Here is a 14610-nt window from a genome sequence, read left to right on the forward strand (position 1 = left end):
TACTCATGCCGCCTAAGGGCCGTCAGGGTGCCGCGCGCAAGGTGCGCCGCAAGGAAAAGAAGAACATTGTCCACGGGCACGCTCACATCAAGAGCACGTTCAACAACACGGTCGTGAGCATCACCGACCCGACCGGTGCCGTGATCTCGTGGGCCAGCTCCGGACAGGTGGGCTTCAAGGGTTCGCGTAAGTCGACCCCCTACGCCGCGCAGATGGCCGCTGAGGCCGCTGCCCGCCGCGCCCAGGAGCACGGCGTCCGCAAGGTGGACGTCTTCGTGAAGGGCCCGGGGTCGGGCCGGGAGACCGCCATCCGTTCGCTTCAGGCGACCGGCCTGGAGGTCGGCTCCATCCAGGACGTCACCCCGGTTCCGCACAACGGTTGCCGTCCGCCCAAGCGCCGCCGGGTCTGATCCCGTCAGCCGGCGCCCGCGGTCCTATCCGCGCGGGCGCCGCGCCGCGCTTGATCCCGCGTGGGCACGATGAGGCCCGCGCGGGTGGGGTAGGAATCCGAGTAGTGGGCACCGCAGCCGCGGTGTCCGTCCGGTGGCCGTCAAATAGCGGGCGGCCATGTGGAAGGGAAGACACGGACCATGTTGATCGCACAGCGTCCCGCGCTCACCGAGGAAGCGGTCTCGGACCTGCGCTCGAAGTTCGTCATCGAGCCGCTGGAGCCGGGTTTCGGTTACACCATCGGTAACTCGCTCCGGCGTACCCTGCTGTCCTCCATCCCCGGCGCGGCTGTGACCAGCATCCGCATCGAGGGCGTCGAGCACGAGTTCACCACCGTGCCCGGTGTCAAGGAGGACGTCACCGAGATGATCCTCAACCTCAAGGGCCTGGTCGTCAGCTCCGAGCACGACGAGCCGGTGCTGATGTACCTGCGCAAGCAGGGCCCCGGCGTGGTGACCGCCGCGGACATCGCTCCTCCGGCCGGAGTCGAGGTGCACAACCCCGACCTGCACCTCGCCACGCTCAACGGCAAGGGCAAGCTGGAGATGGAGCTGACGGTCGAGCGCGGCCGCGGCTACGTTTCGGCGACGCAGAACAAGCAGGCCGGACAGGAGATCGGTCGTATCCCGATCGACTCCATCTACTCCCCGGTCCTGCGTGTGACCTACAAGGTCGAGGCCACCCGTGTCGAGCAGCGCACCGACTTCGACCGCCTGATCGTCGACATCGAGACCAAGCCGGCCATCCGTCCCCGTGACGCGGTCGCCAGCGCGGGCAAGACCCTGGTCGAGCTGTTCGGTCTGGCGCGTGAGCTCAACGTCGACGCCGAGGGCATCGACATGGGCCCGTCGCCGACGGACGCCGCCCTGGCGGCGGACCTGGCGCTGCCGATCGAGGACCTCAACCTGACGGTCCGGTCCTACAACTGCCTCAAGCGTGAGGGCATCCACAGCGTTGGTGAGCTGGTTGCCCGCTCCGAGCAGGACCTGTTGGACATCCGCAACTTCGGCGCCAAGTCCATCGACGAGGTCAAGCAGAAGCTCGTCGACATGGGCCTGTCGCTGAAGGACTCCCCGCCCGGATTCGACCCCAGCACGGCGGCCGACTCCTACAGCTCCGATGACGACGAGGGCGAGTCCTTCGTCGAGACGGAGCAGTACTAACCGACCTTCGTCGCCCACATGGTCCCCGGCCGAGTGCGGCCGTGGACCGCATCACTAGGAGAACGACACCATGCCCACGCCTACCAAGGGCGCCCGTCTGGGTTCCGGGCCCACTCACGAGCGGCACATCCTGGCGAACCTCGCCACCTCGCTGTTCCAGCACGGCCGCATCCGCACGACCGAGGCCAAGGCCAAGCGCCTGCGCCCGTACGCGGAGAAGCTGATCACCCTCGGCAAGCGCGGTGACCTGCACGCCCGCCGTCAGGCCCTGACCAAGATCACGGACAAGGCCGTCGTGCACGAGCTGTTCACCGAGATCGGTCCGCGCTACGAGAACCGCCCCGGCGGCTACACCCGGATCACCAAGATCGGTCCGCGCAAGGGTGACAACGCTCCGATGGCCGTCATCGAGCTGGTCGAGGCGCTGAGCGCTCCCGCGGCCCAGCAGGCAGCCCCGGCTCCCGAGCCCAAGGCCGAGGAGACCGCCGCGGCCGCCGAGGCGGGCGAGCAGCCCGCCGAGGGCACCACCTCCGGCCAGACCGCTCAGGCCGAGGAGACCTCCCAGGCCGAGGGCGAGAACGCGGCTGACGACAAGTAGGGCGCACGACGCGCACGGGAGGCCCCGCGCGCGGTGCCCCGCCGAGTGCCCGATCCCCTGGGGGTCGGGCACTCGTCTTTTCCGTACGCGGAGATGGGTGGCATGGACGAGACGACGGTGCGGGTACGGCTGAACGTGGCCTACGACGGCACGGACTTCTCCGGGTGGGCGAAGCAGCCGGACCGGCGCACGGTGCAGGGGGAGCTGGAGGCGGCGCTGTCGCGGGTGCTGCGGCTGCCGGAGGTGTCGTTGACGTGCGCGGGGCGCACGGACGCCGGTGTGCACGCGCGGGGGCAGGTGGTGCAGGCCGACATCCCGGCGAGCACGTGGGAGAACGAGGGGGAGCGGGTACTCCGCCGCCTGGCCGGGGTGCTGCCCAAGGACGTGCGGGTGAACACGGCCCGGCTGGCGCCGCCGGGGTTCGACGCGCGGTTCTCGCCGCTGTCCCGGCGGTACCTGTACCGGGTGAGCGATGCGCCCTACGGGGCGGATCCGCTGCTGCGGCGGGACGTGCTGTGGCACCGGAGCCCGTTGGACGTGGACCGGATGAACGAGGCGGCGCGGCGCCTGTTGGGCGAGCACGACTTCGCGGCGTTCTGCAAGAAGCGTGAGGGCGCTACGACCATCCGGGAGCTGCTGCGCCTGGAATGGACACGTGTGGACGAGTACCTGCTGCACGGCACGATCCAGGCGGACGCGTTCTGCCACAACATGGTGCGCGCGCTCGTGGGCGCGCTCCTGGCGGTGGGGGACGGGCGCCGGGAAGCGGACTGGCCGGACAGGGTGCTCGGAGCCGGAGAGCGGGATTCGTCGGTACACGTGGTGGGGCCGCAGGGGCTGAGCCTGGAGGAGGTGCGTTACCCGCCCGACGAGGAACTGGCCGAGCGTGCCTCGGCCACCCGCCGGGTGCGGGAGCTGCCCTGCCGGGGGCGCTAGCAGTGTTTCCCTCGGGGCCGCGCGGTGTACCTCTTCGGGGCTCCCGCTGCGCCCCCGTACGCAGAGGGGCACCCGGCCGGCCGCTTCGCCGCGGCTCCTGAGCCGTGAGGCGGGTTGGAGCGACCGTTGGACCGCCACCTGGCTCTTCGGCCGAACGCCAGCGTCCGCTGGCGCTATTCGGGTTCGCTTCCCGCCGGTGCCGGGGCGCCCTGCGCAAGGCCCGCGAGGAGCAGGTCGATCATGCGGCGGGCGTGGTAGTCGGGGTAGGCCTCGACCCCGATGCACAGGTTGCCGATACCGAGCATCAGGTCGTAGGCCCCTATGTCCGAGCGTGTGCGTCCGGCGGCGGCGGATGCTTTCAGCAGCTGGTCGAGCACGGGCAGCAGGCGGTCGACGAACTCGGCGTGCAGGCTCTCGAACCCGGCCTGGTCTGAGCGCATCGCCTCGGCCAGGCCGTGCTTGGTGACCAGGAAATCGGCGAACCGGTGAACCCATGACCGCAATGCCTCGTACGGTGTTTCGTCGGCTGCCGGGGCAGTGGCCGCGGCGGTGGCGAGCGCGTCGAGCTGGTGCCGGAAGACCGCGACCACCAGGTCGGCCCGGGTGGGGAAGTGCCGGTAGATGGTGCCCATGCCGACGCCCGCTTCGGCGGCGACGTCCCGCACGGGGGCGTCGACCCCCGCACGGACGAACACGACGGCGGCGGCGTCCAGGATCGTCTGCTGGTTGCGCCGGGCGTCGGACCGCTTGGGCCGGCCACCCTTGGCGGGTGGCGGCGTATCGGCTGTCGTCATTCGAGACGCCTCCTTCTGACCTGACAAGCGGAGCGATGTTCCATATATTGGCGCGGAGCAGCGATCCGGATAGCCATCATGCCAGACCGCCGCGGGTACGGGCCATCACGCCTCCGACGGGGAAGGCGGTCATCTTGTGGGCGACACACCGTCGGCCGATGTCGGCGCCGGCCCGCGCACCCCGCGCATCCGGACCGGGGAGAACGACGGCCCGACGTTGCTGCCCGGGCAGTGAACCCGCGGGATACGTGCGGCTGCTCCCCGGCGGAGGGAACTGGATTTCCCAGTCCGGCTTCCGGGGAGCGGTTCGGGCCGCCGGGTGCCCGTCGCGTTGTTCGACCGGGTCAGCCGCGGTCCTCGCTGAGGTAGGTGTGGGCCTGGCCGAGGAAGCCCTCGCCGATGGAGCGCAGCTCGGTGGCGGACTCGCTCTCCCCGCCCTCCTCGGTGCCGTCGCTGTTGGCCGAGAGGGAGAAGAGCAGGTAGCGACCCCACTGGGCGCTGCTGCCGTGGCCGCCCGAGTAGCCGAGGCGTTCGGCGGGGCTGCCCTCCTCGCCGGGGAGCCCGGAGAACCACTGCGCGCCCACGAGGTCCTGGGCGTCCAGTGCGGTGGCCGCGTCGTCGTCGGTGGGCATGGCCGTGACACCGATGGTCACCGCGTGGGCCTCGTCCTCGCTGAGGTAGGAGGCGCGCACCATCTGACGGCAGCCGTTGTCGGTGAGTACCTGTCCGTAGTCGCCGTGGGTACCCGCTGCGCAGTCCTCGGTGCCCTCCACGGCCACGCGGGTGAACGTGCCCTCGTCCTCGATGTCCACGGTCGCGGGGAAGAGGGACTCCGCGTCGAGCGCACCCGGGTCGTCGGCCTCGTCCGCCACGGTCGCGGCGCTCACGCCTCCGCCGAACCCCGTACCGCTGGCGAGGAAGAACGTGCTTCCGCCCGCGATGACCAGCAGCACGACGAACCCGGCGATCAGCAGGACGCGACGGTTCCCGGCACGCGGGCTCGTGTCGTTGCCGTACTCGTAGTCGTCGTAACCGTCGTAGTTGTCATAGTCGTCGTAGTCGTTGACCGCCTGGACGTCGAACTGCGCGGTGTCGACGCCGGCGTCGTCGGGGACCTCGTCCCGGAACAACGGGCGCTCGTTCTTGTCGGCGGGCGCGGCGGGGACGGCGTTGATGTGCTGCGTCGCGCCCATGGCGTCCGCGGGGAAGGCGGGCTCGTCCCGGGGGGCCTGAGTGGGACCGGGAGGCGGTGCCTGGTAGGCCTGCTGGGCGGTCGGGGGCGCGCCGGGCGGCATCCCCGGGGTTCCGGGGCGCGATCCGGGGGCGCCGTGCGGCGGCTGGCCGGGGCCCTGCTGGCCCTGAGGCATGCCGGGAGGGCCCTGCGGGCCCGGCGGCGGGGGAGCGCCGGGAGGGGCGTTCCTGCCCTGGGGAGGGGCACCGGGCGGAAGGGCCTGCCCGGGCTGTCCCGGAGGCATGTGGGGACCGCCTGGCGTCTGGGGCCCCATGCCCGGAGGGCGGCCTCCCGGTGGCGGCTGCGGCCCGGAGAAGCCGCCTGAGGGGGCCTGCGGCGCGGGGTTCTCCCCCGATGGCGTCTGCCGGGGCGGGAACTGTCCGCCGGTGGGAGCGCCGTACGGGGGCTGGCCGGTCGGCGCACCGGGGAAGCCGGGCGCGCCCGGAGGCGGCGGCGCCTGTGGGCCGCTGGGCGCGTGCGGCGGTGCCTGTGGGCCGCTCTGGCCTTCCTGCCCGCCGGGGAAGCCCTGCTGAGGGCCGCTGGGGAAGCCCGGTCCGCCCGGTCCGCCCGGTCCGCCCGGGGGACGCGGTGGCGCCTGGGGTGCTTGTGGCGCCTGGGGCATCTGTGGCCCGCCGGGTGGCGCATGGGGTGGGAAGTGCTGTTGTGACAAGGGAGGCTGGCCGGGCACGGGCGCGTTGTGCGTCTGCTGCGGTCCCGATGTGGGATGCTGACCCTCAGGGTGGGAGGGCGCTGACCCGAGTAGGTCCTGGCCGTCACCGGCCTCCGGCCCGACGGGCCGCCCGTCGGGGCCATACTGCGGCTGGTTCGGATGGGTACTGATGGGAGTCTCCGAAGGCTCTGGGGGTGGGACTGGACCTCGGCGCACCGGGTCCGTGGCCTGGTCCGCGCTGTGGCGTCCGTGCTGGGTTCCCGGGTGTCGGTGACCGTGACGGGCGTCTCCATGATTCGCGTCGGCGCCCGTCCTCGCGGGCACAGACCAGCCTTTCGGTGCAAGCGTAACCAACGCGGGGACGGAAGAAGGACGAAGCACTCCCGGCAACGGGCATAATAAAAGACGGAGAGGTCACGGATGTGACCCCGTGCTTGCGCTGTAAACCGCCGAGCGCGGTCCTGCCGGTCCGCCCCGCCGCTGGCTTTGACCTGCGCTGTGGTGGCCAGGTAGGATATTCCGTCGTTGTGCGTTGAGTTGCCGTGGGCCCCGAACCACCCGAAGTCGGGCGCCGATCCACGCACCATCGTCTGCGCACTCACCATTCGGAGAGTCCTGTGTGGCATGGCACGGGACATCCGGCCAAACACCCCGCAACCGCGGGTGTGTATACGAGTCCCCCTTCCCGGTACGGGATGGGGCAGCCGACTGAAGAGCGAAGGCAAACGATCGTGCGCACATACAGCCCCAAACCAAACGATGTCCAGCGTCAGTGGCACGTTGTCGACGCTACCGATCTCGTGCTCGGGCGTATGGCGAGCCAGGTTGCCACGCTGCTTCGGGGCAAGCACAAGCCGTACTACGCGCCCCACATCGACACCGGCGACTTCGTGATCGTCGTGAACGCCGACAAGGTCGCCCTGACCGGCAAGAAGCTGGAGCAGAAGCGCGCCTACCGGCACTCCGGCTACCCGGGTGGTCTGCGCTCCGTCGCTTACGCTGACCTGCTGGAGAAGAACCCCGAGCGGGCCATCGAGAAGGCCATCAAGGGCATGCTGCCCAATGGCTCCCTCGGCCGCCAGATGGCCAAGAAGCTCAAGGTGTACGCCGGCCCGGAGCACCCGCACCAGGCCCAGCAGCCGGTCCCGTTCGAAATCAGCAAGATCGAGCAGCCCGCCTAGGCGTTCGCAGACTTTTACAGAGAGCACGAGGAGAACCGTGGTCGAGCCCACTGGCATCGAAGACGTCGAGCAGGAGTACGTTGACAACCCGGAGGAGTTCCCCTCCGAGTACACCAGCGAGTCCGACGAGAACGTCGCCGCCTACGTCCCCACCGCTTCCGGACCCAGCGCGGGCACCGGTCGCCGCAAGAAGGCCGTCGCCCGAGTCCGTATCGCCCCTGGTGCGGGTGAGTGGAAGGTCAACGGCAAGCCGCTCGAGGACTGCTTCCCGGACAAGGTCCACCAGCAGACCATCAAGGAGCCGTTCGTCTCCCTCGGTTTCGAGGACGCCTATGACGTCTTCGCCCGTCTGGACGGCGGCGGCCCCAGCGGCCAGGCCGGAGCCCTGCGCCACGGCATCGCCCGCGCGCTGGCCTCCCTGGACCCGGAGAACAACCGCCCGACCCTCAAGAAGGCCGGCTTCCTGACCCGTGACTCCCGTGAGGTGGAGCGGAAGAAGGCTGGTCTCAAGAAGGCGCGCAAGGCTCCCCAGTTCTCCAAGCGTTAATGCTCATGCGCCGACACCTGCTCGGCTGAGCTTCGGCCCGTACGTCGTTCCCGTTGTAGGGACGGCGTGCGGGCTCTTTGTTTTCCCGGTGGCTTGTGGGCCACGTTGAACTTCGTTGAACTTCATCGGCGCCGCGGCTCGGCGCCGTCTTCGAAAGGGGCTGTCCGCCTGTGGCTCGGCTGTTCGGAACAGATGGTGTACGCGGTGTCGCCGGTCAGGACCTGACCGCCGCTCTCGCGCTGGAGCTGTCCATCGCGGCGGCGCGCGTTCTGACCCGCGGTGGTGACGGGACCCGTCCCAGGGCCGTCGTCGGACGCGACCCGCGTGCCTCCGGTGAGTTCCTGGAGGCCGCCGTGGTCGCCGGGCTGGCCAGCACCGGCGTCGACGTGGTGCGTGTCGGAGTGCTGCCCACCCCGGCCGTGGCATACCTCACCGGAGACCTGGACGCCGACTTCGGCGTGATGCTCTCCGCCAGCCACAACCCGGCTCCCGACAACGGCATCAAGTTCTTCGCGCGGGGCGGCCAGAAGCTGGCGGACGCCCTGGAGGAGGAGATCGAGGGCATGCTCGGCGTGCCCTCCACCCCCGCCGTGGGTGACGGTGTCGGCCGTGTCATCGACGCCCACGACGGCGCCGAGCGCTACGTCGAGCACGTGACCGCCTCGATGCCGCACGGCCTCAGGGGCCTCAAGGTCGTGGTGGACTGCGCCAACGGTGCCTCAGCCCTGGTCGCTCCCGAGGCGCTGCGCCGCGCGGGCGCCGAGGTCGTCGCGATCGGCGACCGGCCCGACGGGCACAACATCAACGAGGGCTGCGGCTCCACCCACCTGGAGGCACTCCAGGAGGCGGTGCGGCTGCACGGCGCGGACGCCGGTATCGCCAACGACGGCGACGCCGACCGCTGCCTGGCCGTGGACGCCGAGGGCCGCGTCGTGGACGGCGACCAGATCCTGGCGATCCTGGCCACCGAGGCCAAGGAGGCCGGAAGGCTCGCCGACGACACCCTCGTGGTGACGGTCATGTCCAACCTGGGCCTGAAACTGGCGATGGGGCGTGCGGGCATCACCGTGGTGGAGACCGCGGTGGGCGACCGGTACGTGCTGGAGGAGATGAAGCGCGGCGGGTTCGGCCTCGGCGGCGAGCAGTCCGGGCACGTGATCCTGCTGGACCACGCCACCACCGGCGACGGTGTGCTGACCGGCCTGCACCTGCTGGCCGCGATGGCCCACCGCCAGCAGGGGCTGGCCGAACTGGCCAAGGCGATGACCCGTCTGCCGCAGATCCTCATCAACGTGCCGGACGTGGACAGGGACCGGGCCAAGGAGTCCGAGGAGCTCGCGGCGGCCGTGCGTGAGGCCGAGGAGGAGCTGGGTGAGACCGGCCGGGTGCTGATCCGGCCCAGCGGTACCGAGCCCAAGGTCAGGGTCATGGTCGAGGCGCCGGACCAGGAGCAGGCCACCGCGGTGGCCGAGCGCCTGGCCTCCGTGGTGCGCTCCGCGCTGGGCTAGGGGACCGCTCTCCTCTCCGCGCACCCGGGCACGGAGCCGTCCGGGTGCGCGTTCTCGTGTGTGGCTGGCCCGCGGGGCCGCGGGTCCTTGAAGGGTCGGTGGAGTTGGTCACGATGGCGGACACGCGGTACGGGCACGCACTGACGATCGGCGTGGACATCGGCGGCACGAAGGTGGCCGCCGGTGTGGTGACGCCCGGCGGGCGCGTCCTGGCGCGGCTGCGGACGGAGACCCCCGGGCGCAGCAAGAGCCCGGCGGTCGTGGAGGACACGATCGTCTCGACGGTGGATGATCTGCGCCGGGAGTTCCGGGTGCGCGCCGTGGGTGTGGGAGCCGCCGGGTTCGTCGACGAGCGGCGGGCGAACGTCTTGTTCGCCCCGCACCTGTCCTGGCGCAAGGAGCCGCTGCGCGACGCGCTGTCGTTGAGGCTGGGGCTGCCGGTGGTGGTGGAGAACGACGCGAACGCCTCCGCCTGGGCCGAGGTGCGCGCCGGGGCGGGCCAGGGCGTGGACAACGTCGTGGTGGTGAACCTGGGAACGGGCATCGGCGGCGCGGTCGTGCTGGACGGACGGCTGCGCCGTGGCCGGTACGGGCTGGCCGGGGAGTTCGGGCACATGACGGTGGTGCCGGGCGGCCACCGGTGCGAGTGCGGCAACCGGGGGTGCTGGGAGCAGTACGCCAGCGGGAACGCGCTGACCCGGGAGGCGCGCGAACTGGTGGTCTCGGAGTCGCCCGTGGCGGGAGCACTGCACCAGGCGGTGGGCGGCGACGCGCGGCGGATCACGGGTCCGCTGGTCAGCGAGCTGGCGCGCAAGGGCGACCGGGCGTGCGTGGAGCTGATGTGCGACGCGGGGGAGTGGCTCGGGACGGGCCTGGCCAACCTGGCCGCCGCGTTCGACCCGGAGCTGTTCATCATCGGCGGCGGCGTGTCGGAGGTGGGTGAGCTGCTGCTGGAACCCGCCCGGGCGGCCTTCGAACGGAACCTGACCGGCCGGGGGTACCGGCCGGAGGCCCGGCTGGTCGCGGCCGCCCTGGGCAACGAGGCGGGTCTGATCGGCGCCGGTGACCTGGCTCGGGAGGCGCTGCCCCGGTGGCGCCAAAGACGCCGTCAGCGCCGCCTGGGACGTTTCGGGAGACGGTGACCTACCGGCGGGGCAGTGCCTTCACGTCGATGTCGATGGGGAAGGGCACATCGAGCTTGAGCCGTTCCCTGGCGATGGTGACGGGGACGTAGCGGGGCAGCTTCGCTCCGTCGAGCTCGTACACGCGGACGACGGGTTCGCCCTTCTCCCTCTCGATCCGCCAGAAGTGGGGGATGCCTGCCTGGGCGTACTTGTCCGGCTTCGTCGTACGGTCCCGATCCTCGGATTCCTCGGACACGATCTCCACCGCGAGAAGTACCTCGTCAGGGGAGTAACAGGTGCGGTTGTTCGCCTCATACGGATCCTTCGGTTCCCTGTACACGAGGACGTCAGGTTCCGGGCGCTGTCGTTTTCCGAGTTTGACGGTCATCTCCAGATCAGCTGTGACGCCGGGGGGTGATGCTCCGCGGAGGACGTGGGCGAGGTTTCCCATCACCCGAGAATGAAACCGGGTTTGGGGGGACATCACGATGAGCGCTCCGTCTATGAGCTCCATCCGGGGCGCTCCCGGGGGGAGGTCGTCCATGTCGTCAGCGGTCCAGCCGCCGGGCGGGGGCATGAACCAGTCGGGAAGGGGCTCAGCAGTCACCGAAACCTCCAAAGTCGATTCCTGAACCCACTCTAATGTGCTGGCCATCGCCATGACAGAACCGTAGCGCTCCGTGACGACGGTGTGCGGTGGTTTCCCGGAACCTTCCCAACCCCGGGTGAGACTGCCTGGTCGTACAGGGCTACCCGCAATTAACCGAACCCGGTTCTAGTCTGTGGCTTCCATCCTCTGTAGAGTTCGGCCCATGGATCTGAACGGAATCTCCGCCCTCGTCTCGGGCGGCGCGAGTGGCCTGGGTGAGGCCACCGCCAAGGAACTCGCCTCCGCGGGTGCGACCGTCGTCATCGCCGACCTCAACGCCGAGCGCGGCGAGGCCGTCGCCAAGGAGATCGGCGGTGTCTTCGTCAGCACCGACGTCTCCCAGGAGGACCAGGTCAAGGCCGCGGTCCAGGCCGCCGCCGACACCGGCAAGCCCTTCCGCGTGGCGGTCTCCTGCGCCGGCATCGGCTGGGCGACCCGTACCGTCGACAAGCACGGCAACCCGCACGACCTGGACAGCTACCAGAAGGTCATCCAGGTCAACCTCATCGGTACCTTCAACGTGCTGCGCCTGGCCGCGGCCGAGATCGGCAAGACCGAGCCGCTCAACGAGGACGGTGAGCGCGGCGCGATCGTCAACACCGCCTCGCTGGCGGGCATCGAGGGCCAGATCGGCCAGATCGCCTACTCCTCCTCCAAGGGCGGCGTCATCGGTATGACCCTTCCGGCCGCCCGCGACCTCGCGGCCGCCGGCATCTCGGTCAACACCATCGCTCCCGGCATCCTGGAGACCCCCATCTACGGGGAGGGCGAGGGCGCCGAAGAGTTCAAGAAGCGCCTGGCCGCGCCGGTACCCTTCCCCAAGCGCCTGGGCACCGCCGAGGAGTTCGGCAGACTGGCCCGCTCCCTGCTGGAGATCAGCTACGTCAACGGCGAGGTCGTCCGCATCGACGGCGCGCTGCGCATGCCGCCGAAGTAAGGGGACACTGTGTCCGACGATGTTCTCTACACTGCCGAGGACGGCGTGGCCGTCATCACCATCAACAGGCCCGAGGCCAGGAACGCGGTCAACGCCGCGGTCGCCGCCCAGGTCGCCGAGGCTCTGGACGACCTGGACTCGCGCAAGGACCTGAGAGTCGGCATCATCACCGGCGCGGGCGGCACCTTCTGCGCCGGGATGGACCTCAAGGCCTTCATGAAGGGCGAGGTCCCGACCGTGGAGGGGCGCGGGTTCGGCGGTTTCGCCGAGCGCGGGCCGAAGAAGCCGCTGATCGCCGCCGTGGAGGGCTACGCCCTCGCGGGCGGGTTCGAGGCCGTGCTGGCCTGCGACCTGGTCGTGGCGTCCGAGGAGGCCAAGTTCGGCATCCCCGAGGCCAAGCGCGGCCTGGTCGCCGGAGCGGGCGGTCTGCTGCGCCTCCAGCACCGCATCCCGCGCAACATCGCCATGGAGTTCGCCCTGACCGGCGGCTTCGTCGATGCCCCGCGCCTGGCCGAGCTCGGGCTGGTCAACCACGTCACCGCCAGCGGCGGCGCCCTGGAGGGTGCCAAGGAGCTGGCCGCGCGGATCACCGCCAACGGCCCACTGGCGGTGCGGGTGTCCAAGGAGGTCATCACCGCCTCGGACGACTGGTCCACCGAGGAGATGTGGGAGAGGCAGAACGAGCTGACGGGCCCGGTGTTCGTCAGCCAGGACGCGATGGAGGGCGCGGCGGCCTTCGCCGAGAAGCGCGCCCCCGTGTGGAAGGGCGAGTAGAGCCCCCACCCCGCCTAACGAGAGCGGCGGCCGTCCCCCGAGCGGGGGCGGCCGCCGCTCTCGTTGGCTTTGCCGTTATCTGACCGACGTAGGGTTTTTCCCTGTTTCTGGCGGTGTGTCAATTTCGCGTAGGGCGAAGGCCTCTTCGGCTGCTGGAGCGCAAACGAGCAGCTGGGCGGGTGCGTGAGTGCGGATCGACGGCGAAGAGCCCTGCACGGAGGGCGATGAGCACTTCTACGATGAGGACGGCGAGTTCGGTGTCGGTGTCCCCGACTTGCCGCCGGAGGACGGCTTCTTCCGGGCCGTGCCCGCCTACTTCTCAAAGCTGCTCTTGAAGGGGAAGTAGTCATTCAGGAAGCGGTCGACGTGCCTGGCGCTGGTGTCGTCCTCCGTTGGGGTGGTGTCGTTGACACAGAAGGAGTCGTAGTTGCGGTTGGCCAGGAGTTCGCGGGTGCGTTCCTGCACTGCGGTGAGGTTGGCCAGGTTCAGGTAGGTGTATCTCAGGTTCCCGAACACCGCCTGCCCGCTCAGCATCGCGTAGTAGTTGTGCAGGGACGACGGGATCGAGTGGTCCTCGGGGTGGCGGAAGCGGGAGGCGGCGGTCTGAGCGAAGGCCTCCGGGTAGGCCTCCTCCATCTCCTGTAGGACAGAGCGCCGCTGCGCGATGGGGGTGTGTTTGAACTTGGTGGTGGGCACCTTGCCGAAGCGCTCCCTGATCAGCACGCTGTTCTGCTTGGCGGCGGCGTCCACGGGCTGGTCCTCGACGTCGGCGGAGCCCAGGCCGAAGCGGTAGGTCGAGGGGTTGAGCTTGGCGATCCCGTTCGGGTAGAAGAACTTCGTGGGTGCGACCGGGCGTCCGAAGAAGACGTCGTCGTTGAGGTAGAGGTAGTGCTCGGCCAGGCCCTCGATGTGGTGCAGTTGGGACTCGATGGCGTGGGAGTTGAAGACGGGCAGTATAGAGGTGTCGCTGAAGATCTCCTTGTGGTCCACCACACGTACGCGGGGGTGGTCCAGGTGCAGCCACTCGGGATGCTGGCCGTCGGTCACGATGTAGACGTTGCGGATGAAGGGGGCGAACATCTCCAGGGAGCGCAGTGAGTAGCGCAGTTCGTCCCGGCTGGTGTAGCGCGCCTTCGACGCGGAGTCGGGGTTCAGTCGGTCGCTGTCGCCCAGGTACTTGTTGCGTTTGACGGCCCATTCCTCGTCGTCGCCGTTCACCCAGGTATAGACGGCATCGATGGGGAAGCTGACCTCTGTGGCCAGGTCCCAGGTGAACGCCTCCAGCGTCGGGTGAGTGCTACCGCCGATGGTGACGGTGGTGCCTTTACGGGCTTCCGGTGGCAGGACCTCGCACACCGGGTTGGGCTGGGGGCCGACGAGGGACTCACGCAGGACGTCCTCGGGGGTGACGACCCGAAGGTCCTCGAGCTTCTGCTTGCTGTACTCCGAGGAGTCCAGCAAGTTGGCTCCCTCTCGCCAGAACTCGATGCTGAAGCCGTGCGCGGGGCCCGTGACCACCGGACCTGTATCGCCGACCACGTACTCGCCCAGGCGCAGGACGTCGGAGTCGAGGTGCTTCAGCAGAAGGCTTTCCGTGAGCAGGGTATAGCCCGCACCCTGCCTGATGTAGAAGCCACGGTCACAGTAGGACGACCGGAGAATCCCCAGGATCTTGCTGCGCCAGCCGACGTCCACCCCGATCGAGTGGTGGTAGGGGTGGTTCGAGCGAGAGATGAAGTAGTCCACCCCGTTGGCCTTGAGTAGCTCGGTGAACGCTTCCACCTGTGCGGCCACCAAGGCGTCGACAGAGAACGTGCCTTCCCAACGCCGGGCGAGAACAGAGCTCTGCTGGAAGGTCGAGACCTTGAGACTGGGCCGGTTCCGCAGGTGTTTCTCGGCCGTGGCACGCAGAAGCCCCGTCTTGACCGGTGGGGGGAGGCGTCGTTTCGTGTAAGCCTTGACTCGTTGGGAGAATCTGCTCAGATCTGCCATTGGCTACTCTTCCTAGGCTTTCGGGACGCACGGGGGCCTGCTGCGGCCTTGGCTTG

At 69.7% G+C, this 14610-nt stretch carries 15 protein-coding genes; 11 read left to right on the plus strand and 4 right to left on the minus strand.

All coding sequences use genetic code 11. The features are described from left to right. The first annotated feature begins 5 nt into the window (after positions 1-5). The 4 genes from rpsK (at position 6) to truA (ending at position 3147) form a co-directional block, all read left to right on the plus strand. Entirely contained in the window at positions 6-410 is a 405-nt protein-coding gene (gene rpsK / locus AC0T5L_RS09200) for a 30S ribosomal protein S11 (RefSeq protein WP_067597829.1), read from the plus strand. Between the two features lie 180 nt (positions 411-590). Further along, entirely contained in the window at positions 591-1613 is a 1023-nt protein-coding gene (locus AC0T5L_RS09205; protein ID WP_476164966.1) for a DNA-directed RNA polymerase subunit alpha, read from the plus strand. A 70-nt stretch (positions 1614-1683) separates the two neighbouring features. Continuing rightward, the gene (gene rplQ, locus AC0T5L_RS09210; protein ID WP_476164967.1) at positions 1684-2211 is read left to right on the plus strand and encodes a 50S ribosomal protein L17; all 528 of its coding nucleotides are present in this window, start codon (positions 1684-1686) and stop codon (positions 2209-2211) included. 102 nt (positions 2212-2313) lie between these two features. After that, positions 2314-3147 (plus strand): tRNA pseudouridine(38-40) synthase TruA, encoded by an 834-nt coding sequence (truA, locus tag AC0T5L_RS09215; protein WP_476164968.1) that lies wholly within the window; start codon positions 2314-2316, stop codon positions 3145-3147. Positions 3148-3320: 173 nt separating this feature from the next. Here truA and AC0T5L_RS09220 read toward each other — a convergent pair whose 3' ends face one another. Further along, the gene (locus AC0T5L_RS09220) at positions 3321-3941 is read right to left on the minus strand and encodes a TetR/AcrR family transcriptional regulator (protein ID WP_476164969.1); all 621 of its coding nucleotides are present in this window, start codon (positions 3939-3941) and stop codon (positions 3321-3323) included. 344 nt (positions 3942-4285) lie between these two features. Beyond that, the gene (locus AC0T5L_RS09225; protein ID WP_476165001.1) at positions 4286-5236 is read right to left on the minus strand and encodes a hypothetical protein; all 951 of its coding nucleotides are present in this window, start codon (positions 5234-5236) and stop codon (positions 4286-4288) included. 1337 nt (positions 5237-6573) lie between these two features. On the opposite strand from AC0T5L_RS09225, the gene rplM reads away from it, so the two are divergent. From rplM to AC0T5L_RS09245, 4 genes are all read left to right on the plus strand, one after another. Continuing rightward, positions 6574-7023, plus strand: coding sequence for a 50S ribosomal protein L13 (gene rplM / locus AC0T5L_RS09230; RefSeq protein ID WP_476164970.1), 450 nt, complete (start codon positions 6574-6576; stop codon positions 7021-7023). Between the two features lie 37 nt (positions 7024-7060). Next, on the plus strand, positions 7061-7570 hold the full coding sequence (gene rpsI / locus AC0T5L_RS09235) for a 30S ribosomal protein S9 (protein WP_476164971.1): 510 nt from the start codon (positions 7061-7063) through the stop codon (positions 7568-7570). A 170-nt stretch (positions 7571-7740) separates the two neighbouring features. Further along, positions 7741-9078, plus strand: a complete 1338-nt coding sequence (glmM, locus tag AC0T5L_RS09240) for a phosphoglucosamine mutase (protein ID WP_476164972.1) — start codon at positions 7741-7743, stop codon at positions 9076-9078. Between the two features lie 113 nt (positions 9079-9191). Then, positions 9192-10220 carry an ROK family glucokinase gene (locus AC0T5L_RS09245; RefSeq protein ID WP_476164973.1) on the plus strand — a complete coding sequence of 343 codons (1029 nt, stop codon included), beginning with the start codon at positions 9192-9194 and terminating at the stop codon, positions 10218-10220. Position 10221: 1 nt separating this feature from the next. On the opposite strand, the gene AC0T5L_RS09250 is transcribed toward AC0T5L_RS09245, so the two are convergent. Further along, positions 10222-10857 carry a Uma2 family endonuclease gene (locus tag AC0T5L_RS09250; RefSeq protein ID WP_476165002.1) on the minus strand — a complete coding sequence of 212 codons (636 nt, stop codon included), beginning with the start codon at positions 10855-10857 and terminating at the stop codon, positions 10222-10224. A 157-nt stretch (positions 10858-11014) separates the two neighbouring features. Between AC0T5L_RS09250 and AC0T5L_RS09255 the strand changes: the two genes are divergently transcribed. The 3 genes from AC0T5L_RS09255 to AC0T5L_RS09265 all read left to right on the plus strand — a co-directional run bounded on the left by AC0T5L_RS09255 (position 11015) and on the right by AC0T5L_RS09265 (position 12908). Next, the gene (locus AC0T5L_RS09255) at positions 11015-11788 is read left to right on the plus strand and encodes an SDR family NAD(P)-dependent oxidoreductase (RefSeq protein WP_476164974.1); all 774 of its coding nucleotides are present in this window, start codon (positions 11015-11017) and stop codon (positions 11786-11788) included. A 9-nt stretch (positions 11789-11797) separates the two neighbouring features. Beyond that, positions 11798-12562: a crotonase/enoyl-CoA hydratase family protein gene (locus AC0T5L_RS09260; RefSeq protein WP_476164975.1), complete on the plus strand. Its 765-nt coding sequence runs from the start codon at positions 11798-11800 to the stop codon at positions 12560-12562. A gap of 187 nt (positions 12563-12749) precedes the next feature. Beyond that, positions 12750-12908: a hypothetical protein gene (locus tag AC0T5L_RS09265; protein ID WP_476164976.1), complete on the plus strand. Its 159-nt coding sequence runs from the start codon at positions 12750-12752 to the stop codon at positions 12906-12908. Here AC0T5L_RS09265 and AC0T5L_RS09270 read toward each other — a convergent pair. Continuing rightward, positions 12875-14356 carry a stealth family protein gene (locus AC0T5L_RS09270; RefSeq protein WP_476164977.1) on the minus strand — a complete coding sequence of 494 codons (1482 nt, stop codon included), beginning with the start codon at positions 14354-14356 and terminating at the stop codon, positions 12875-12877. The genes AC0T5L_RS09265 and AC0T5L_RS09270 overlap by 34 nt on opposite strands. Positions 14357-14610: the final 254 nt, after the last annotated feature.

Source organism: Nocardiopsis sp. TRM 82005 (genome assembly GCF_056312425.1).

Coding starts and splice junctions, on each gene's coding strand:
- rpsK (WP_067597829.1), top strand. CDS start 6: ATGCCGCCTAAGGGCCGTCAGGGTGCCGCGCGCAAGGTGCGCCGCAAG.
- AC0T5L_RS09205 (WP_476164966.1), top strand. CDS start 591: ATGTTGATCGCACAGCGTCCCGCGCTCACCGAGGAAGCGGTCTCGGAC.
- rplQ (WP_476164967.1), top strand. CDS start 1,684: ATGCCCACGCCTACCAAGGGCGCCCGTCTGGGTTCCGGGCCCACTCAC.
- truA (WP_476164968.1), top strand. CDS start 2,314: ATGGACGAGACGACGGTGCGGGTACGGCTGAACGTGGCCTACGACGGC.
- AC0T5L_RS09220 (WP_476164969.1), bottom strand. CDS start 3,941: ATGACGACAGCCGATACGCCGCCACCCGCCAAGGGTGGCCGGCCCAAG.
- AC0T5L_RS09225 (WP_476165001.1), bottom strand. CDS start 5,236: ATGCCGCCCGGCGCGCCCCCGACCGCCCAGCAGGCCTACCAGGCACCG.
- AC0T5L_RS09245 (WP_476164973.1), top strand. CDS start 9,192: ATGGCGGACACGCGGTACGGGCACGCACTGACGATCGGCGTGGACATC.
- AC0T5L_RS09250 (WP_476165002.1), bottom strand. CDS start 10,857: ATGGCCAGCACATTAGAGTGGGTTCAGGAATCGACTTTGGAGGTTTCG.
- AC0T5L_RS09255 (WP_476164974.1), top strand. CDS start 11,015: ATGGATCTGAACGGAATCTCCGCCCTCGTCTCGGGCGGCGCGAGTGGC.